This window comes from Pseudomonas sp. YQ_5 (assembly GCF_043103305.1).
In the GTDB taxonomy this organism is placed as follows: domain Bacteria; phylum Pseudomonadota; class Gammaproteobacteria; order Pseudomonadales; family Pseudomonadaceae; genus Aquipseudomonas; species Aquipseudomonas putida_Y.
This window is the reverse complement of record NZ_JBICJS010000012.1, coordinates 66,720-85,729: the sequence shown is the minus strand read 5'-3', so window position 1 is coordinate 85,729 and position 19,010 is coordinate 66,720. Positions and strand designations below refer to the sequence as shown.

Annotated in this window: 22 protein-coding genes; 16 read left to right on the top strand and 6 right to left on the bottom strand. The window is 62.9% G+C overall.

The genetic code is table 11. The features are described 5' to 3' along the window. Positions 1-25: 25 nt before the first annotated feature. Entirely contained in the window at positions 26-487 is a 462-nt protein-coding gene (locus ACF8EA_RS02510) for an Lrp/AsnC family transcriptional regulator (protein ID WP_103469931.1), read from the bottom strand. Positions 488-579: 92 nt separating this feature from the next. Here ACF8EA_RS02510 and ACF8EA_RS02505 point away from each other — a divergent pair, with 92 nt between their 5' ends. Continuing rightward, positions 580-1,761: a PLP-dependent aspartate aminotransferase family protein gene (locus ACF8EA_RS02505; RefSeq protein WP_021783367.1), complete on the top strand. Its 1,182-nt coding sequence runs from the start codon at positions 580-582 to the stop codon at positions 1,759-1,761. Between the two features lie 104 nt (positions 1,762-1,865). Here ACF8EA_RS02505 and ACF8EA_RS02500 read toward each other — a convergent pair whose 3' ends face one another. Continuing rightward, positions 1,866-2,102, bottom strand: a complete 237-nt coding sequence (locus ACF8EA_RS02500) for a YdcH family protein (RefSeq protein WP_016391913.1) — start codon at positions 2,100-2,102, stop codon at positions 1,866-1,868. Positions 2,103-2,355: 253 nt separating this feature from the next. On the opposite strand from ACF8EA_RS02500, the gene ACF8EA_RS02495 reads away from it, so the two are divergent. From ACF8EA_RS02495 to ACF8EA_RS02465, 7 genes are all read left to right on the top strand, one after another. After that, the gene (locus tag ACF8EA_RS02495) at positions 2,356-3,993 is read left to right on the top strand and encodes a phosphoethanolamine--lipid A transferase (RefSeq protein WP_325950510.1); all 1,638 of its coding nucleotides are present in this window, start codon (positions 2,356-2,358) and stop codon (positions 3,991-3,993) included. A gap of 174 nt (positions 3,994-4,167) precedes the next feature. Further along, positions 4,168-5,301 (top strand): ribonuclease D, encoded by a 1,134-nt coding sequence (gene rnd, locus ACF8EA_RS02490; RefSeq protein ID WP_064491840.1) that lies wholly within the window; start codon positions 4,168-4,170, stop codon positions 5,299-5,301. Beyond that, positions 5,298-5,591, top strand: a complete 294-nt coding sequence (locus ACF8EA_RS02485) for a YcgL domain-containing protein (protein ID WP_021783370.1) — start codon at positions 5,298-5,300, stop codon at positions 5,589-5,591. The genes rnd and ACF8EA_RS02485 overlap by 4 nt, the downstream gene beginning before the upstream one ends. Positions 5,592-5,593: 2 nt before the next feature. Next, positions 5,594-6,526 (top strand): D-2-hydroxyacid dehydrogenase, encoded by a 933-nt coding sequence (locus tag ACF8EA_RS02480; RefSeq protein WP_392521049.1) that lies wholly within the window; start codon positions 5,594-5,596, stop codon positions 6,524-6,526. A 181-nt stretch (positions 6,527-6,707) separates the two neighbouring features. Next, positions 6,708-7,157: a YcgN family cysteine cluster protein gene (locus ACF8EA_RS02475; protein ID WP_028697742.1), complete on the top strand. Its 450-nt coding sequence runs from the start codon at positions 6,708-6,710 to the stop codon at positions 7,155-7,157. Between the two features lie 41 nt (positions 7,158-7,198). Then, complete coding sequence (locus tag ACF8EA_RS02470; RefSeq protein ID WP_021783373.1) at positions 7,199-8,407, top strand: hypothetical protein; 1,209 nt, start codon at positions 7,199-7,201, stop codon at positions 8,405-8,407. Positions 8,408-8,409: 2 nt separating this feature from the next. Further along, entirely contained in the window at positions 8,410-8,628 is a 219-nt protein-coding gene (locus ACF8EA_RS02465) for an aldehyde dehydrogenase family protein (protein WP_392521051.1), read from the top strand. A 64-nt stretch (positions 8,629-8,692) separates the two neighbouring features. On the opposite strand, the gene ACF8EA_RS02460 is transcribed toward ACF8EA_RS02465, so the two are convergent. Both ACF8EA_RS02460 and ACF8EA_RS02455 read right to left on the bottom strand, forming a co-directional pair. Further along, positions 8,693-9,163, bottom strand: a complete 471-nt coding sequence (locus ACF8EA_RS02460; RefSeq protein WP_003254677.1) for an RNA methyltransferase — start codon at positions 9,161-9,163, stop codon at positions 8,693-8,695. Between the two features lie 70 nt (positions 9,164-9,233). After that, positions 9,234-9,605 (bottom strand): YajD family HNH nuclease, encoded by a 372-nt coding sequence (locus ACF8EA_RS02455; protein ID WP_003254676.1) that lies wholly within the window; start codon positions 9,603-9,605, stop codon positions 9,234-9,236. A gap of 132 nt (positions 9,606-9,737) precedes the next feature. On the opposite strand from ACF8EA_RS02455, the gene ACF8EA_RS02450 reads away from it, so the two are divergent. Continuing rightward, positions 9,738-10,016 (top strand): hypothetical protein, encoded by a 279-nt coding sequence (locus ACF8EA_RS02450; protein WP_103462157.1) that lies wholly within the window; start codon positions 9,738-9,740, stop codon positions 10,014-10,016. 181 nt (positions 10,017-10,197) lie between these two features. Here the strand turns inward: ACF8EA_RS02450 and ACF8EA_RS02445 are convergent, their stop codons facing one another. Then, entirely contained in the window at positions 10,198-12,240 is a 2,043-nt protein-coding gene (locus tag ACF8EA_RS02445; RefSeq protein WP_392521048.1) for a S9 family peptidase, read from the bottom strand. Between the two features lie 87 nt (positions 12,241-12,327). Here ACF8EA_RS02445 and ACF8EA_RS02440 point away from each other — a divergent pair, with 87 nt between their 5' ends. Genes ACF8EA_RS02440 through ACF8EA_RS02430 form a run of 3 tightly spaced genes read left to right on the top strand, consistent with a single transcriptional unit; the run spans position 12,328 to position 14,145 of the window. Further along, positions 12,328-12,825 carry a hypothetical protein gene (locus tag ACF8EA_RS02440; RefSeq protein ID WP_021783376.1) on the top strand — a complete coding sequence of 166 codons (498 nt, stop codon included), beginning with the start codon at positions 12,328-12,330 and terminating at the stop codon, positions 12,823-12,825. 14 nt (positions 12,826-12,839) lie between these two features. After that, entirely contained in the window at positions 12,840-13,613 is a 774-nt protein-coding gene (locus ACF8EA_RS02435) for a class II glutamine amidotransferase (protein ID WP_021783377.1), read from the top strand. Positions 13,614-13,623: 10 nt separating this feature from the next. Further along, positions 13,624-14,145, top strand: coding sequence for a DUF2937 family protein (locus ACF8EA_RS02430; RefSeq protein ID WP_103462159.1), 522 nt, complete (start codon positions 13,624-13,626; stop codon positions 14,143-14,145). A gap of 120 nt (positions 14,146-14,265) precedes the next feature. On the opposite strand, the gene ACF8EA_RS02425 is transcribed toward ACF8EA_RS02430, so the two are convergent. Further along, positions 14,266-15,177 (bottom strand): LysR family transcriptional regulator, encoded by a 912-nt coding sequence (locus ACF8EA_RS02425; protein ID WP_325950513.1) that lies wholly within the window; start codon positions 15,175-15,177, stop codon positions 14,266-14,268. A 131-nt stretch (positions 15,178-15,308) separates the two neighbouring features. Here ACF8EA_RS02425 and ACF8EA_RS02420 point away from each other — a divergent pair, with 131 nt between their 5' ends. Genes ACF8EA_RS02420 through ACF8EA_RS02405 form a run of 4 tightly spaced genes read left to right on the top strand, consistent with a single transcriptional unit; the run spans position 15,309 to position 18,981 of the window. Beyond that, positions 15,309-16,595: an MFS transporter gene (locus ACF8EA_RS02420; protein WP_392521047.1), complete on the top strand. Its 1,287-nt coding sequence runs from the start codon at positions 15,309-15,311 to the stop codon at positions 16,593-16,595. Between the two features lie 9 nt (positions 16,596-16,604). Then, the gene (locus ACF8EA_RS02415) at positions 16,605-17,381 is read left to right on the top strand and encodes a 5-oxoprolinase subunit PxpA (RefSeq protein ID WP_275966586.1); all 777 of its coding nucleotides are present in this window, start codon (positions 16,605-16,607) and stop codon (positions 17,379-17,381) included. After that, complete coding sequence (gene pxpB, locus ACF8EA_RS02410; RefSeq protein WP_392521046.1) at positions 17,381-18,067, top strand: 5-oxoprolinase subunit PxpB; 687 nt, start codon at positions 17,381-17,383, stop codon at positions 18,065-18,067. The genes ACF8EA_RS02415 and pxpB overlap by 1 nt, the downstream gene beginning before the upstream one ends. Continuing rightward, a complete protein-coding gene (locus ACF8EA_RS02405) occupies positions 18,064-18,981 on the top strand; it encodes a biotin-dependent carboxyltransferase family protein (protein ID WP_274102195.1) in 918 nt (305 codons plus the stop codon). Before pxpB ends, ACF8EA_RS02405 begins: the two co-directional genes overlap by 4 nt. Positions 18,982-19,010 lie beyond the last annotated feature (29 nt).

Sequence of the window (19,010 nt, the reverse complement as noted above, 5' to 3'; positions counted from 1 at the left end):
TTACCCGCGAAGAATCCAGCACCAGTCAGGCGCGATTCACCGGGTAAGCCGTGGTGTACTTCATCTGCTCCATGGCAAAACTGGAGGTGATGTTCGATAGCCCGTCGGTACGGGTAATCAGCTTTTTGTAAAACCGGTCATACGCCGCGATATCGCCCACCACCACCCGCAGCATGTAGTCCCAGTCGCCGGACATGCGGTAGCACTCCATCACTTCCTCGAACCCGGTGACGGTCGCGGCAAACTGCTCCAGCCAGGCGCTGTCGTGGCGCTGGGTCTTGAGCTGGACGAACACAGTAAGCCCCAGCCCCAGCCGTTCGGGGTCCAGCAGGGCGACACGGCCGAGTATGTAGCCGTCTTCTTCCAGGCGCTTGACCCGCTTCCAGCACGGTGTGGTGGACAGGTTGACGGCCTCGGCCAGGTCCTTCAGCGAGATCGAGGCATCACGCTGTAGCAGGGTAAGAATGTGCTGGTCGAAACTGTCCATATCGTGCGCTGGCCGTGCAGAAAAATATTTCACAGATTACCCCAAGGCCAGACGATTTGGGTTGTGCGATAGTTGCAGCTTTCATTCTGCCAATGGGCCTGACCATGTCCGACAAGCCGCGCAATTTCGCCACCCGTACCATTCACGCCGGCGAGCAGTTCAGCGTTGCCGATAACGCCATTTTCCCGGCCATCGTCACCGCCAGTTCGTTCACCAAGCGCAGCCTGGATGACAAGCCGGAATATTCCTATAGCCGCGTCGGCAACCCCACCCGGCATGCCTACGAAACCTGTGTCGCTGCCCTGGAAGAAGGCGTGGGCGCTGTGGCCTGCGCCTCGGGAGTCAATGCCACCGCAACCGTGCTTGAGCTGCTGCCCAAGGATGCCCACGTGGTGGTGATGAACGGCGTTTACGGTGGCACATTCCGCATCATGGAAGATTACCGCAGCCGCACCTCGGGGCTGACCACCACCTATGTCGATCTCAACGACCTTGAAGCCGTAGCGGCTGCGATCAAGCCGGAAACCCAGCTGATCTGGATCGAATCGCCGACCAACCCGTTGCTGCACCTGGTCGATATCAAGGCGGTATGCGACCTGGCCAGGGCGCGGGGAATTCTTACCTGTATCGACAACACGTTCTGCTCACCGTGGAACCAGCGCCCGATCACCTTGGGCGTGGACTTGGTGATGCACTCTGCCAGCAAGTACATCGGTGGCCACTCCGACCTCACCGGCGGTGTGGTGGTGGCAGCCAATGACGCGCTGCTGGCCCGCCTGCGCCGTATAAGCATGGCGATTGGTGCGGTGCAGGGGCCGTTCGACTGCTACCTGGCCCTGCGCGGCCTGAAAACCCTGGATGTGCGCATGGAGCGCCAGTGCGCCAATGCCCTGCAGGTGGCGCGCTTCCTGGAAGGCCACGCGCAGGTCGAGCAGGTCTATTACCCGGGGCTGGAAAGCCACCCACAGCATGAACTGTGCAAACGCCAGATGCGCAGTGGCGGGGCAGTGGTGGCGATGAAGGTCAAGGGCGACCGCGCCGCGCTCAACCGCCTGGTAGAGGCACTGCAGATTTTTGTGCTGGCTGACTCGCTGGGCGGGGTGGAGAGCATGATCAACCATTCCTGGAGCATGTCGCACTGCTCGCTGAGCCCGGAGCAGAAAGGGGTGATGGGTATCAGCGAGAACCTGCTGCGGTTGTCGGTAGGTATCGAGGATTACCGTGACCTGGTCGAGGACCTGGATGGGGCGTTGAAAGCACTGGTTGCTGTGTAAGGGCTGCTGGCCTCTTCGCGGTCAAGCCCGCTCCTGCAGGTGTCGTGTTTCAATGTAGGAGCGGGCTTGCCCGCGAAGAGGCCGGCGGATTCAATAGATGCCTGTCAGGATTTGGGCGGATGAATGATCCGTTCGATCTTGTCCTTGATCAGCAACCTTTCCTTGCGCAGGCGGTTGACGGCCTCGTCGTTGGTACCGTTGCCTTCGGCGGCGACCACCTCCTTGTCCTTGGCGTTGTACTCCTTGTGCAGTTTGTGCAGGTCCTGATCCTTGTCAATGAGCGCCTGGAATGCATCAGCGGTAACGTGCAGGTCAGCGAGCAGATCATGCGGAACTGGCATTTCTTCACCTCTGTCAGGGTTGTCGGTAAGGCTCTGATCACTGAGGATAGCTGTCTTTGCGCAGGCTTGTGGCGGCTGCCCAGGCTGAATGGCAGCTGAATGATTTTGAGATTATTTGTAAAAGACGCACCTTCACGAAATTGTTACCGTCTTTTTCACAAAAATTTGATGGTGCCCTTTCTAGAGTTCGCCCAACTTTCCCACGGTGCCTTCTGGCCTGGGGGGTGAAAATCACTCTTGATTGCGAACGCTGATGCTCAACTTCAAATCCCTGCGGACTGAATGGGTCACGCTGCTGGCCAGTCTTTACCTTCTGATCGGCTTCAACATGTTCCTCTGGGAGCACCTGCAAGCGGTGGTTCCTGCCGGCCTGTCGGGGTTGTGGCTAAGCCTGGCGTTTGCCGTGCTGATGCTCTTCGCCTTCAATCTGATCCTCACGTTACTTGCATTCCGGTATGTATTGAAGCCGGTACTTATCGTGTTGTTCATGAGTGGCGCAGGCGTGGCTTACTTCATGAACCAGTACGGCGTACTTATTGATACCGGCATGTTTCGTAATATGGCCGAGACCAATATTGCGGAAGTGCGCGACTTGATGTCGTTCAAGTTTGCCGCATATATCCTGCTGCTGGGTGTGCTGCCTTCGGTGCTGCTGTGGAAGGCGAAGATCGCTTACCGCCCCTGGCACCGCGAGCTGCTGGGCAAGTTGGTGGTCAGTGGCGCCTGTGTAGTGACCATTGGCTCGGTCGCGTTGGTCAATTATCAGGGGCTGTCGTCGCTGTTTCGCAATCACCATGAACTGCGCCTGATGCTCACCCCCAGCAATATCGTCGGGGCTTCCATTGGTTATGTCAGCGAGCGTGTCGGTACGGCCTCGCGCCCGTTCCAGCATTATGGCGAAGATGCCAAGCGTGATGCGGCCTGGCAAAAACATGAGCGCAAGTCGCTGACTGTGCTGGTGGTCGGGGAAAGTGCCCGGGCAGACCATTTCGGCGTGCTGGGCTATGACCGCGATACCACGCCGAATCTCGCCAAGGAGCAGGGCCTGCTGGCGTTTTCCGACGTGCACTCGTGTGGTACGGAAACGGCGGTTTCGGTGCCTTGCATGTTCTCGGGCATGAAGCGCAGGGACTACGATGCCCGGGTAGCGAAAAACCGTGAAGGGCTGTTGGACATTCTCCAGCGTGCCGGCCTGGCCGTGCAGTGGCGTGACAACCAGTCGGGCTGCAAAGGCACCTGCGATCGCGTGCAGTTCATCGATGTCAGCAACCTCAAGGATCCGCAGCTGTGCGCCAATGGCGAATGCCATGATCAGATCCTGCTGCAAGGCCTGGACGCGCTGATCGACAACCTCGACAAGGACACCGTGCTGGTGCTGCACCAGATGGGTAGCCACGGCCCCGAGTACTTCAAGCGCTACCCCAGTGACGACGAGCGCTTCACCCCGGTTTGCCAAAGCAACGCGTTGAACCAGTGCAGCAAGGAGGAAATCATCAACGGGTACGACAACACCCTTGCTTACACCGACAAGGTGCTGGCCTCGCTGATCGATATCCTGCGCAGCAAGCAAGACAAGGTCGACACGGCGATGATCTACCTGTCCGACCACGGCGAGTCGCTGGGCGAGTACAACCTGTTCCTGCACGGTACGCCGTACGCCATCGCTCCCGAGCCGCAGAAGCATGTGCCGCTGCTGACCTGGTTCTCTGACAGCTACAAGGAGGACTTCGGCGTCGATACCGACTGCCTGGCCCGGCTCAGCGATGCCCCGCTGTCCCAGGACAACCTGTTCCACTCGATGCTTGGCTTGTTGCAGGTACACACCGAACTCTACCAGCAGTCGCTGGACATGTTCGCCAGTTGCCGGCCCTGGCTGGCGGCCAAGCGCTGAAGCCCTGTGCGGGCACGCCCGCGAACCCGGGCGAAGCCCGGGCCATACACCGTGTTGCCTTCATTCGCGGGCGCGCCCGCTCCCACAGGGTGGACTGCTCCCGAAAAGCTGGACAGTTTCACCAGCAGTGCCCGCGCCGTATATACTGCGCGCCAATGTTAGTGGGAGAGCCTTGTGGCCATCGAAATTCACTGGATCCGTGACGACCAGAGCCTGGCCGAACACTGCCGCGACTGGCACCAGTTGCCGTTCGTCGCCGTCGACACCGAATTCATGCGGGTCGACACCTTCTACCCGAAAGCCGGGCTGATTCAGATCGGCGACGGCCAACGCGCCTTCCTGATCGACCCGCTGCTGATCGGCAACTGGCAACCCTTGGCCGACCTGCTGGAAGACAGCGGTGTGGTCAAGGTGCTGCACGCCTGCAGCGAAGACCTTGAAGTGCTGCTGCGCCTGACCGGCAAGCTGCCTCAACCGCTGTTCGACACTCAGCTGGCCGCCGGTTACCTGAACCTGGGCTTCTCCATGGGCTATTCGCGCCTGGTGCAGGAAGTGCTGGGCATCGAATTGCCCAAAGGCGAAACCCGCTCTGACTGGCTGCAACGCCCGCTCTCGGAAACCCAGGTCAGCTACGCTGCCGAAGATGCCGTGCACCTGGCCGAGCTGTTCACCGTGCTGCGCCCGCGGCTGAGTGACGACAAGTACGCCTGGGTGCTGGAAGACGGCGCCGAGCTGGTGGCTGCGTTGCGCCGTGAAGTCGAGCCCGAAAGCCTGTATCGCGACGTCAAGCTGGCCTGGAAGCTGGCGCCTCAACAACTGGCAGTGCTGCGTGAGCTGTGCGCCTGGCGCGAGCGCGAGGCGCGCAACCGCGATGTCCCGCGCAATCGTATCCTCAAGGAGCACTCGCTGTGGCCCATGGCCAAGAGCCAGCCGAACAACCTGTCGGCCTTGGCCAAGATCGACGAGATGCACCCGCGCACCATTCGCCAGGACGGTGAGTTCCTCATCCAGCTGATCAAGCGCGCCGCCAGCCTGCCTGCCGAGCAATGGCCAGCGCCCTTGCCCGAGCCGCTGCCGATCGAGGCTGCCGGCCTCCTCAAGCAGTTGCGTGCCATCGGCCAGGCCGAAGGCGAGCGCCTGGGGATTGCGCCCGAGCTGATGCTGCGCAAGAAAGCCCTGGAGGCGCTGCTCAAGAGCGGTTACCCCAATGGCCCTTATCAACTGCCCGATTCGCTGCGCGGCTGGCGCCGTGAGCGCATGGGCCAGGCCCTGCTGGACAACCTGGCAGGTGCCGGAGAAACCCGATGAAACGCATTTGCTCGATCTACAAGAGCCCACGCAAGAACGAAATGTACCTGTACGTGCTCAAGGCTGACGGCCTGGAGCGCGTGCCTGAAGGCCTGCTGCCGTTTTTCGGCACCCCCGTTCACGCTTTCGACCTGGTGCTCAGCCCTGAGCGCAAGCTGGCCCGCGAGGACATCAGCAAGGTGCTGGAGAACCTCGAAAGCCAAGGTTACCACCTGCAGATGCCGCCGCTGGAAGATGAGTACATCGAGCACCTGCCCGAAGAGCTGCTGCGCCGTAACGACCCCGTCTGACCATGCGCGTACTGATTGCTGAGCATGACCATGCTCGATACGCCGAGCTTTTGCGCGCAGCCGCGCCTGAAGTGGAAGTTCTGACCAGCGGCGACTCTGCCGAACTCGCCCGCCAGGCACCGCAGTGCCCAGTGTGGCTGGGCCAGCCGGACTTGCTGGCAAGTCTGCTGCGCCAAGGCCATAAGCCTGCCTGGATGCAGTCGACCTGGGCCGGTATCACGCCGTTGTTGGCCGATGGCCTGCCGCGTGATTACCGCCTGAGCCGGGCAGTGGGTATCTTCGGGCAAGTGATGGCCGAGTACATGCTCACCTATATGCTAGGCCATGAGCGTGAGGTGCTGGCGCGCCTGGTCAGCCAGGTCGAGCGGCGTTGGGATGACCACCCGGGGCGCAGCCTGGAAGGGCGCAAGGTACTCATTGTGGGTGTAGGCGACATTGGTCAGCGTGTGGCCGAGTTCCTGCAGCCGTTTGGTGTGGAGCTTTACGGGGTCGCCAGCAGTGCCCGTGAGCAGGCGCCGTTCGTCGAGGTGGCGGCGCTGGTCGACCTGCCGCGCATGGTCGGCCAGGTCGATTACGTGCTGAACCTGCTGCCCGATACCCCGGCGACCCATGACCTGTATGACGCAGCGCTGTTCAAGTGCTTCCAGCCCTCGGCCTTGTTCATCAACGCCGGCCGTGGTGTGGCGGTGGTCGATGCCGATCTGGTTGAGGCGCTGAAGGCGGGGCATCTGGCCGGTGCGGTGATCGATGTGTGCCGCCAGGAGCCGTTGCCCAAGCAACACCCGTTCTGGACCGCCTGGGGCTTGCTACTGACCGGGCACAGCTCGGCGCCCACCTCGCCGGGGGCGATGGTGCGTTTGTTTGTCGAGAACGTGCGGGCTTATGAAGCGGGGCAGGGGTTGCGGGGAGAAGTGGACTTCGACCGGGGTTATTGAAATGTATGGGCTGTGTCGAAGGTGTGCCATAGCGCCGAAGCCTGTTGCGCCTGGCTGCGATTGAACGGCACCACTGCGTGCCGGCGTGACTGACAAGCGGTCTGGCTTTGCCGAAGGCCAGGCTCTAGACTGGCGCCGCCGCGCGCTGTGGCCCCCAAGATGAATGCAGGAACCCCGTGTGATGATCGCTGAAAACGCGCCGTTCTGGCGGCGCAAGACCCTCGAACAACTCAGCCAGCAAGAGTGGGAGTCGCTGTGCGATGGCTGCGGCCTGTGCTGCCTGCAAAAGCTCGAGGACGAAGACGACAACAGCGTCTATTACACCCGCATCGCCTGCAAGTTGCTGGACCTGGATACGTGCCAGTGCAGTGACTACCCCAACCGCTTCGCCCAAGTGCCGGACTGCATCCAGCTTACCCCGGGCAAGGCCGACCAGTTCAAGTGGCTGCCAAGTACCTGTGGTTACCGTCTGGTCAGTGAGGGCAAGGACTTGCCGGCCTGGCATCACCTGGTCTGTGGCGATCGCCAACAGGTCCATGAACAGCGCATTTCACAGTCGGGGCGTATGCTCAGTGAACACGATGTGCACGAAGACGACTGGGAAGACCACCTGATCTTCCGCGCCAGCTGACCGGCGCGACCCGCTGCCCCGGGGAAACAAGGAGTTTCTGTATGCGTTGCCAGCTGTTGTTGCTGTTGGGCCTGATGGCCAGTTCGCCGGCCTGGGCGAAAAAGGTCGACCTCGACTACCAGGTGCGCTTGCTGCCTGCCAGTGGCCAGGCTGAAGTGCGCGTTACATTGGCCGAAGGCAGCGTAGTGCGCAGCCTGGACTTCGACCTGAGCAAGGCCGGGGCTTACAGCGGCTTCCAGGCTGATGGGCAATGGCAACTGAAGGGGCAGCGTGGCATATGGCAGCCAGCGGCCGGCAAGACCAGCCTCAGCTACCGCGTGCAGCTGGACCAGAAGCTGGCCAGCGGCGCCTATTCATCACGCGTCACCCCGCACTGGGCACTGTTCCTCGGCGACCAGTTGATACCCCCTGCGCGCCTCGACCAGCAGGACGGTACCGAGTTGGTGGCGCGCCTGGCTTTCGACCTGCCCGAGGGCTGGAAGAGCATCGAAACGTCCTGGCCGCGCATTGGCAAGGGGAAGTTTCGCATCGACAACGTGTCGCGCCTGTTCGATCGCCCGACCGGCTGGATGCTTGCCGGCGACCTGGGCAGCCGCCGCGCTCGCCTGGGCGAGACCGAAGTGACCGTGGCCGCACCGGTGGGGCAGGGCATGCGGCGCATGGACAACCTGACCTTGCTCACATTCGTCTGGCCACAACTACAAGCTGTGTTCCCGCGTAACCCGCCCAAGCTGCTTTTGGTCGGGGCGCGTGACGGCATGTGGCGAGGGGCTATGGCTGCGCAGGGCTCGTTGTACCTGAACAGTGCCCGGCCCATGGTCAGCGAAAACGGCAATAGCCCGTTGCTGCGCGAACTGGTGCAACTGTTCGCGCAGATTCACGGGCGTGACGGCAGTGACTGGCTGGTAGAAAGCCTGACCGATTATTACGCCAACGAGTTGCTACGCCGCTCGGGCGGGATGAGTGATGACCGCTACCAGGTCTGGCAGGCGCGCCTGAGCAAGCAGGGCGCCAAGGTCAACCGGCTCAAGGGTGAGCGCGCCAGTCCGGCGCAGGTGGCCCGTGGCGTGATGCTGTTGCAGGCGTTGGACAAGGAAATCCGTATTCACACCCAGGCCAAACGTTCGTTGGACGATGTGGTGCGTGGGCTGATGCGCCTGCCCAGCGTCAGTACCGAAGACTTTGTGCAGATCAGCGAGAACGTGCTGGGGCGGCGTTCCGATGTGCTGCAGAGCAAGGTGCTGCACTAGGCATCCCTGCGCCTGACAATCGGCAGGGCGGCATCGTCTGCAAGTCGCATTTCAAGCGTATCAAGTCGTACCTGGAATACACCGTCGAGCAGAAACTCAGCATTGTTCACGGGGCGAAACCGAGGATGGGGAGCGTGCAGCCAACCATCGTCGGCAACGTTGATCGCGACAACCCATGGTTTGTCGAGGCAATGTTCGGCCCGGTTTCGGTGCTGTTCTGACGGAGCTCAGCACTCGGTCGCCCTGTGTTGGCAGGTCTATCCTGCCGCCGCAGTGGCGGCCTTTTTATTTGAACTTGGGACCCGAGCGGGTATTCAGCCCCTTGGCCAAGCGGTCGTACAGCACCACATTCACCGTTGCCGCCAGGTTCATGCAGCCCTCGGTTGGTATGTAGATTGTCTCCTCACACCATCCCCGCACCTCTTCGCTCAACGAGCCATCCTCTGGCCCGAAGATGTAAATGGCCCGGTCCGGATGGGTGTAGTCCGGCAATGGCCGTGCTCCCTCCACCAGTTCCACCGCCACTGGCGTGCAGCCCAGCGGGATAATGCGCTGCAGGTCGTCGATGCCGATCAGCGGGATGTCGTAGTGCACGCGCTTGGTGTCGGTGACGAAGTCACGCGCGCGCTCATAGCGTTTGCCCGTGTAGAACACCGAATTGACGCCATAGCAGCCCGCGGCGCGCATCACAGAGCCGACGTTTTCTGCCGACTTGGGGTTGAACAGGCCGATGCAGCTGTATCGTTTGTTTGCCACGTACCGGGGCCCTTCGCGAAAAAAGCGCGATTATACGGGCTGCCCGGTAGCAGCGGGGGCGAATCGATGGTCAGTCTTTCTTCAGCATGCCCGCCAACCCGGCAAACGGGTTGTGCGTAGCCTTGGCAATGCTCGGGGTGCTGGTGGAGCCTTCGCTGAAGTACTGCTGGTCGGTGTAGCGCGAGTGCTCGTTGTCGTGGCAGTACAGGCACAGCAGCTCCCAGTTGGAGCCGTCCTGAGGGTTGTTGTCGTGGTTGTGGTCACGGTGATGCACGGTCAGCTCGCTCAGGCGCTTGCCGGCGAATTCGCGGGCGCAGCGGCCGCACACGTGCGGGTACATTCTCAGGGCCTTGTCGCGGTAGCCCATTTCCTTGTCGCGCTTGGCATCGGCCAGGATGCGGTCGAGGCGCGCGGTAGCGGCGGCAGAAGAGGTGGAGCTCATGGTGTTTCCTTTGTTCTGATCGGGCAGGTGACGGTTATGCCATTGAGTCTAGCGCGCTTGCAGGTCAGGCGGACAGGCGAAAGCGTTGATTTAGGCGTAGCCTGTAGCAAGGTTCCCGACAGGAGGTTGCTGATGTTTCACGCGATCCTCGCCGCGCTGTTGATGGCTGGCCTGCCTCTGGCAGAAGCTGCCAGCACGCCACCTCGACTCAATACGCCAGTGCCTGGTGCACCGGGTACGCCCACGCCCACGCCATACCCGCAGATAACCCCGAGTACACCGCCCAAGGCTTATGACAGTCAGCCGGGGGCGCCGTTGTTGCCGCCGATGCCAGTGCCCGGCCCGCCGAAGGACCAGCCATTGCCCGGGTTGCGGCCGGAGCCGCCGAAGCCGCCGGCCCAGAATGATTGAGCATGAGCGGCCCACGCCGTCATCATGTTGGAGCAACTGTCTTGCTCAATTTCTGAAGCTGGCGGGTGTGGGAGCGGGCTTGCCCGCGAACACGGGCGAAGCCCGTGCCATCCACCACGGTGTTGGCTTCGCGGGCTTGCCCGCTCCCACAGTCCAACCGCGCGGGTGCTTAAACCTGGGTTTAGGCAATACCTAGCTCGCCAAACACGAACGCATACTCCAGCGCCACATCTTTCAACCCTTGGTATCGCCCGCTCATCCCACCATGCCCAGCCCCCATCTCGGTCTTGAGCAGCAGCAGGTTGCTGTCGGTCTTGAGCGTGCGCAACTTCGCCACCCATTTGGCGGCTTCCCAATACTGCACGCGGCTGTCGTTGTAGCCCGCCACCACCAGCATCGCCGGGTAGGCCTGCGCTTTCAGATTCTCGTACGGCGCATAAGCCTTGATCCGTTCATACACCTCCGGCTCCTCAGGGTTGCCCCATTCGTCGTACTCGGTCACGGTCAGCGGCAGCTCCGGGTCGAGCATGGTGTTGAGCACGTCGACGAATGGCACTTCGGCAATGGCGCAGCGGAACAGCTCCGGGCGCAGGTTGAGCACCGCGCCGATCAGCAGGCCGCCAGCGCTGCCACCACTGATGGCCAGGCGGTCGGCGGCCGTCACGCCCTGGCTGATCAGGTGCTCGGCGCAGGCGATGAAGTCGCTGAAGGTGTTGTGCTTGTGCTCCTGCTTGCCGGCGCGGTACCAGGCCTCCCCCAGTTCACCGCCACCCCGCACATGGGCGATGGCAAAGGCCACGCCACGTTCCAGCAGGCTCAGGCGCGCATGTGAGAACCAAGGGTCGAGGCTTTCGCCATAGGCGCCATAGCCGTACAGGTACAGCGGCACGGTCTTGCCCAGGTCCTGGCGGCGGCGTACCAGGCTGATCGGCACCTGGGTGCCGTCCGCTGCGGTTGCCCACAGGCGCTCACTGACATAATCATCGGCATCGAATGCACCGAGCACTGGGGTTTGCTTGAGCACCACCTGGTCGCCCGTGGACAACGCCAGTTGGCGCACCTGGGCCGGGCGGTTGAGCGCTTCGTAGCGCAAGCGTATGCGAGTGCTGGCAAATTCCAGGCTGTCCTGCACGTACAGGCTGTAGGCGGCGTCTGGCAGCTCGACGCGGTAGGCCGGCAAACCTTGCGGGCGCACTTCGATGATCGGCAGGCCGCCTTCGCGCAGGCTCAGGGTCAGGGCGCCGCTATTCAGGCTGAGGCCTTCGAGCATGACCGCGTCGCGGTGCGCCACCAGCACCTGCCACTGTTCGCGGCTTGGTACTGGCGCGGCTGGCGCGTGGTACAGGGCGAAGTTGATGCCATCCTGGTTGGTACGGATGAACCAGCGCCACTGGCCGTCGAGCTGGCCATGGTCGGGGAAGTATTCGTGGCCTTCGACGCGCGGCGCCAGGCAGGTGAACGGCGCCTGCGGGGTTTCGGCGTCCAGTACCCAGGCCTCGCTGGTGGTCTTGCTGTTCAGCAGCAGTACCAGCTGGCGCTCGGAACTGGTGCGGTAGCAGTGCAGGAAGAAACGCCCGTCCGGCTCTTCGAACACGGTTTGCGCGGCGTTGGTACCCAAGGTGTGGCGACGCAGGCGCCATGGGCGGTGGGTGTCGTCCAGCTCAGCGAAGAACAGCGTCTGGCTGTCGTTGGCCCAGGTCAGGCTACCGTCGCAGTCGTCGAAGGGCAGGGTAGTGACACTGCCACTGGCCAGGTCTTTGACGTACAGGGTATAGATTTCGTCGCCGCTGGTGTCGAGGCTGTAGGCCAGCAGGCGGTGGTCGGGGCTGATGCTGAACGCGCCGAGGGAAAGGAAACCGCCGTTGGCCAGGGCGTTGGGGTCGAGCAGCAGTTGCTCCTGGCGTTCATCGACGGTGTTCGAGTCATCGGCCGGGCGTGGGCAGCGGTAGTGACGCGGGTATTCGTCGCCGGCGGTGGTACGGGTGTAATACAGGTAGGGGCCCCAGGGCGCCGGCAGTGACAGGTCGGTCTCCAGGATGCGGCCCTTGATCTCTTCGAACAGTTGCTCACGCAACGGGGCCTGGTCGGCCAGGCAGGCTTCCTGGTAGGCGTTTTCAGCTTGCAGGTAGGCGAGGACCTCTGGGGTGTCGCGCTGTTGCAGCCAGGCATACGGGTCGGTTGCCTGGTTGGCTTGGGCAATCGGGGGTTGGGGCTTGGTTGGCATTGAAGATCTCTTGATTGGGGCAAACACTGTCTGCGCCCTGAAAAGTGTTTATCATAGGCAACTCTTTGCCTGGCTTGCACGAACACCATGACCGAGAACGACTACACCTTCGCCTGGGGCCTGTACGCAGTGGCCGCCTTAGGGTGCCTGCTGGTGGGCTTCAAGCTCACCGGCTGGATGTGGCGCTGGCTGCGCGAACCGCTACGGGTGGTGCTGGCGGTGCTGCTGCTGACCCCGACCATCGTCGATCCGGTCAAGGACAGCTTCGCCCCGGCAATCGCCATCACTGCGCTGGATGTTGCCTTCAAGGTCGGCAACAACGCTTGGCGCGCTGTGTCCGACTTCGTCATGTACGGCATGATCGCTTTCGGCCTGTACTTCCTCTTCGTCCTGCTGCGCTGGCCGCTGGAAAAACGCGCGCACGCACGCCGTGAACAGGCCGAAGCCGCTGCCAAGCGTCAGCTGGCCGAGGATGATCAGCTCGGCGCCCAAGCGCCGCTGGCAGCCGAGCGCAGCGACCGTTACCGTGACGACTCGCCGCCAGCCGCTGCGCGTGGCGCAGGCCGGGTCGAACCACGCCTGTAAACGGAGACACTCCGATGTGCGAACTGCTGGGCATGAGTGCCAACGTCCCTACCGACATCGTTTTCAGCTTCACCGGCCTGATGCAGCGGGGCGGGCGTACCGGCCCGCACCGTGACGGCTGGGGGATAGGCTTTTACGAAGGCCGCGGGCTGCGCCTATTCCAGGACCCGGCTGCGAGCAGCGAGTCGGAAGTGGCCAACCTCGTGCAGCGCTACCCGATCAAAAGCGAAGTGGTGATTGGTCATATCCGTCAGGCCAATGTCGGCAGAGTGTGCTTGTCCAATACCCACCCGTTCGTGCGGGAAATGTGGGGCCGCAACTGGTGCTTCGCGCACAACGGCCAGCTGGGTGACTTCAAGGGCCTGGCCAGTTTCTACCGGCCAGTGGGCGACACCGACAGCGAAGCGGCCTTCTGTGACCTGCTCAACCGCATCCGCAGCGCTTTCCCGGAACCGGTGCCGGTGGAACAGCTGCTGCCAGTGCTGGTCGAAGCCTGTGCCGGCTACCGTGGTCAGGGCGTATTCAACTGCATGCTCAGCGACGGCGACTGGCTGTTCTGCTTTTGCTCGACCAAGCTGGTGCACATTACCCGCCGTGCGCCATTTGGTGCCGCACGGTTGAAGGATGTCGACCTGATCGTCGATTTTCATACCGAAACTACCCCCAACGACGTGGTCACGGTGATTGCCACCGAGGCCCTGACCGAGAACGAGTCCTGGCACCGCTACGCGCCGGGTCAGTGGGCCCTGTGGCGGCACGGCGAGTGCGTGGCGCACGGCCAGAGCTAAGGACGGCTGCATGTTCAGAAGTTACCTTCGATTGCTGTTGTTCACCTTCGGTCTGCTGGCCGGTATTCAGGTCCCGGGGCTGGTCAAGGACTATAGCCAGCGGGTCGAGGCGCACTTGTTCGAATCGCGCGAGGCGCTCGATGGGTTCCGGCAAACGGCCGAGCGCTTTTTCAAGGGCGACTTGCAGGCGCTGCTGCAGCACTACCGCAGCAGCGACGACCCGGTGTTCATCAGTGACGCCAACAGCATCGAAAGCCTGATGATCCGCAACGAACTGCTGGAAAATGAATGGCAGGTGCTGCAAGGGTCATGGGCCGAGCGTACGTGGCATGTGCTGGTGCAGGCCGACCCGCAGTTGCGCGAAGAAACCCTCAATGGCTACAGCTACCAGATTCTACTGGTGCCCGAGGCGATCGGCTGGGGGGTTGGTGCCGGTTTTGTGCTGGCGTTTGTGGTCGAAAGCCTGTTGCTGGGGATTGGCTGGCTGATCCTGGGCGGGCGGCGCAGGGCGGTGAAAGAGAGCTGGCGCTAAGTTCTGCTGTACCTGTACCGGCCCTTTCACGGGCTTGCCCGGCCCCACAGGATTATCACAGGCCTGGCGGGCGGGAGCGGGCGAGCCCGCGAAAGGGCCGGTATAGGCAGAGACCGTCGTTCAGACCAGCACGATCCGCTGCCCACCCACATCCCGCGCATAACGCTCCAGCACCTGCCGGCAAACCCCAACCACCTCATCTACCAACGCCACCCCGGTCTGCCACGCCACCACCAGCTCCAGGCTCGGCGGCGGCTGCAACCCTTCCAGCAGCACCAGCTCGCCCCGGCCCAACTCGGCATCCACCAGCGCCGGCGGTAGCGCGCCAATGCCAAAACCGTCGCGCAACAGCCGGGTAATCGCCGCCACCGAGTTCACGCAATTCAACCGCGGCGCCTCTGCCCCCGCAGTCTGCAGCAAGCTCAGTACCTCCTGGTGCGGCCGTGAATTCTTCGAGAAGGTGATGATGCGCTCGCGCCCAAGTTCGGCCAGCGACGCATAGTCCCTGTGCTGGTGGGCGCCTGCGGCCACCACCCAGCCCATTGGGTAGCGCGCCAGGTCGAGGCTGCGGATCGATTGCTCGCGTAGCAAGTCGGTCTGCAAAATCACGTCAAGAAAACCCTTCTGCAACTGCTCGCGCAAGTTCAGCGCGGTGTCGGCCACCAGCTCGATTTCCACCTGCGGGTAGCGCTCACTCAACTCCGCCACCAGTGCGCTCATCCAGGTGTGGATCACAGTGTCCATCACCCCGATGCGAATGCGCCCGACCTTGGCCCGGTCGCTGTCCAGCGATTGCTTCATGGCCTTGGCGGTTTCCAGCATGCGTTCGGCGTATTCCAGCACCTTGCCGCCCTCCGGGGTCAGGCTGACGCCGCGGGAGTCGCGCAGCAGCAGCTTCACGCCCAGGTCAGCCTCCAGTGCGGCAATACGGCTGGATACCGAAGCCTGGGTGGTGAACAGCTTTTCTGCCGTCAGGCGGAAGCTCTTGAGCCGGGCGACCCAGACGAAGGTTTCGAGGAAGCGAAGGTTCATGATCAGTTTTTCTTGTTCCAGACCGGCGGTTTTTTTCGTTGGACGCAGGCGAGGCGGCCTCTGAACAATGGCGCCCAGGCCGCGACGCTTTATGTCGCCCCATAAAACAATACCAACAAGCCGAGGCATCCATGAACCCCACCGGCGTGCAGCAGCAGGTCAGTTCCTTCCGTTCGACCGGGCCTTTCGCCTGGTACCGCGACATCGACAAACAGCAACGACGTACTTTCTGGAGCTGCAAGATTGGCTATGGCCTGGACGGCATGGACACGCAGATGCTCAGTTTCGTCATCCCTACGCTGATCATGCTGTGGGGGCTCACTACCACCGAAGCCGGCTTGATCCACACCAGCACGCTGATCGCCTCCGCTGCAGGAGGCTGGGTGGCCGGTATCCTCTCCGACCGCATCGGCCGTGTGCGTACCCTGCAACTGACGGTGTTGTGGTTCGCCTTCTTCACCTTCCTGTGTGGCTTCGCTCAGAACTACGAGCAACTGCTGATTGCCCGAACCCTGATGGGCTTTGGCTTCGGTGGCGAGTGGACCGCCGGCGCGGTGTTGATCGGCGAGGTGATCCGCGCCCAGGACCGCGGCAAGGCGGTCGGCATGGTGCAGTCCGGTTGGGCAATTGGCTGGGGCCTCACGGCCATCCTCTATGCGCTGCTGTTCTCTTGGCTGCCGGCAGAGCAGGCCTGGCGTGCGTTGTTCCTGCTGGGGCTGGTACCGGCGGTTTTCGTGATCTTCGTTCGCCGCCTGGTCAAGGACCCTGAGGTGTATCGTAAGGCCAAGGCAGTGGAAAACGCCGAGGCCCCTTCGCGCTTCTACGAAATCCTCGCGCCAGGCATGCTCTGGACCACCGTGCGGGCATCCCTGCTGACCACCGGTGCGCTCGGCGGTTACTACGCCATCACCTCGTGGCTGCCAACCTTCCTGAAGAACGAGCGCGGCCTGAGTGTGCTGGGCACGGGTGGCTATCTGGCCATGGTGATCGTCGGCTCGTACGTGGGCTATGTGGTCAGCGCTTATCTGTCCGACCTGCTGGGGCGCAAGAAGAACTTCATCCTGTTCGCCGTGGGCTCTTTCGTCATTGTGCTGTTGTACACGCAGATGCCGGTCAGCGATGGCGTGATGCTGTGGCTGGGCCTCCCGCTGGGCTTTTTCGCCTCGGGTATCTTCAGTGGCATGGGCGCGTTTCTGACCGAACTGTTCCCTACGCGCATTCGGGGTTCGGGGCAGGGCTTCTGCTACAACATCGGCAAGGTCATAGCCGCACTGTTCCCGTTGATGATCGGCATGCTCGGCCAGAATGTTCCGCTGGGCCTGGGTATCGGCGTGTTTTCTGCGGTGTCCTACGGCATTGTGATCGTGGCGGCCTTGAGCTTGCCGGAAACCCGCGGCAAACAGCTGCAGGCGCGGTAAGGTAGGCATATGCACAACGACAAGGGAGACCGCGTGGTGGAACGCCTGCTACTCAATTGCGACATGGGTGAGAGTTTCGGCAGCTGGCGCATGGGCCTGGATGCCGAAGTCATGCCTTACATCGATTGCGCCAACATCGCCTGCGGTTACCATGCCGGCGACCCCGGTATCATGCGCCGCACCGTGGCGTTGGCGCTGGAGCACGGGGTGACTATCGGCGCTCATCCGGCCTACCCGGACCTGGTCGGCTTTGGCCGCCGTTCCATGGCCTGCAGCCCGGAAGAAATCCGCGACCTGCTGCATTACCAGATCGGTGCGCTGGATGGCATCTGCAAAGTGCTGGGTGGTCGCGTGGCCTATGTGAAGCCCCACGGCGCGCTGTACAACGACATGATGGCCGACCCGCTCAAGCTGCGTACCGTGCTGGAGGCCGTAGCGGCCTATGACAGCAACCTGCCGTTGATGCTGATGGCCACCGCCGACAACCGAGCCGCCCAGGCACTGGGCGATGAAGTTGGCGTACCGCTGTGGTTCGAGGCGTTCGCAGACCGCGCATACACCGCCAGCGGCCATCTGCTGTCGCGGCGGCTGCCGGGCGCGGTGCATCACGACCCGGCGCGGGTGGTGGAGCAGGCTGTGCGTCTGGCCCGAGGCGAAACGCTGTTGGCTGACGATGGCAGTGCCTTGCAGCTCGCCGCCCGCACCCTCTGCGTGCATGGCGACAACGACAGTTCGGTGGCTGCGGTGCGGCAGATTCGCCAGGCCCTCGATGGGCTGGAGGCGTGATGAAGCCGCGAATCGAAGTGGTCGCCATCGACAGCCTGATGGTACGCCTGTTCGACCGTATCGATGAGGCCAACATGCCATGGATGCTCGCCGCCAGCCGGCGCTTGAGCGCGGCGTTCGGCGAGCACTTGCTGGATCTGGTGCCGTCCTACACCACGCTGATGGTGCAGTCTGCCCTGCCGCCGGGCGAGGCGAGGGCGCGAATCGCTCAGGCGCTGGACAGCTTGCAGCCTGACACCGGCAGTGGCGGCCGCCGACACGAGATCCCGGTGTGGTACGACGCCAGTGTCGGCCCCGAGCTGCCTGTGCTGGCGGCCCGCAGCGGCTTGAGTGAAGCAGAGATTGTTCGCTTGCATTGCGAGCGTGATTACCCGGTGTTTGCCTTGGGCTTCGCACCTGGTTTCGGCTTCATGGGCCTGGTCGATGAGCGCCTGGCCAGCCCTCGTCTGAGTACCCCGCGCAAGCGCGTGGCGGCGGGCAGCGTGGGCATTGCCGAGCGTCAGACGGCGGCGTATCCGGCAGTATCGCCGGGTGGCTGGAACCTGATCGGGCGCACCCCGGTGCGGTTGTTCGACCGTGAGCGTGAGGGTTACAGCCTCTTGCAACCCGGTGACCGGGTGCGCTTTGTGCCGGTTTCGCGCAGTGAATTCCTGGCCATGGGTGGTGATGTGGAGGCGCAGGGATGAAGCAATTGAGGATCGAGGCCAGTACGCCGTTGTGCCAGTTACAGGATGCCGGGCGCTTTGGCGTGCGTCATTTGGGCGTGACCCAGGGCGGGGCGCTGGACTGGGTGGCGATGCACTGGGCCAACTGGCTGCTGGGCAACCCGTTGGGGGCGCCAGTGGTCGAGGTGGCGCTGGGTGGTTTTTGCGTGGTGGCCGAACAGGATTGCGTGCTGGCCCTGGCCGGTGCCGACCTGGATGCCAGGGTCGATGATCAGCCCTTGGCGCCATGGCGCAGCTTTGCCCTGGCCAAGGGCCAGCGCTTGACCCTGAAACAGCCAAAACGGGGCGTCCGGGCGTACCTGGCGGCACCTGGCGGGTTTCAGGGCGAGGACGTGCTGGGCAGTTGTGCCACTGTGGTACGTGAAGCACTGGGTGGCATCGATGGCCAGGGTGCTGCGCTGGCTAAAGACCAGGCATTAGCTTTTACCGGTAGCAAAGCAACCCTGCGCGAAGTGCCGCAAGCGTTGTGCCCGCAGTTCGCCAAAAAGCCGGTGCTCGACCTGGTGATAGGCGCACAGATCGGTGAATTCAGCGGTACCAGCCTGTTCGAAGCGTTCAACAGTGACTGGACGCTGGACAGCCGGGCCGACCGCATGGGCGTTCGCTTACTGGGACCACAGCTGGTCTACCAGGGCGCGCCAATGATTTCTGAAGGGATTCCGCTGGGGGCTGTGCAGGTGCCACCGGACGGGCAGCCGATCGTGTTGCTCAATGACCGGCAGACCATTGGTGGGTACCCGCGGCTGGGCGCGCTGACGCCGCTGGCGCTGGCGCAACTGGCGCAATGCATGCCGGGGGCTTCTGTGCGGTTCAGGGCGGTGGTGCAGGACGAGGCCTGGCGGGAGCAGCAGGATTACCTGAACCGTTGGCGGTAGAGCGGGCGGCCTCTTCGCGGGTAAACCCG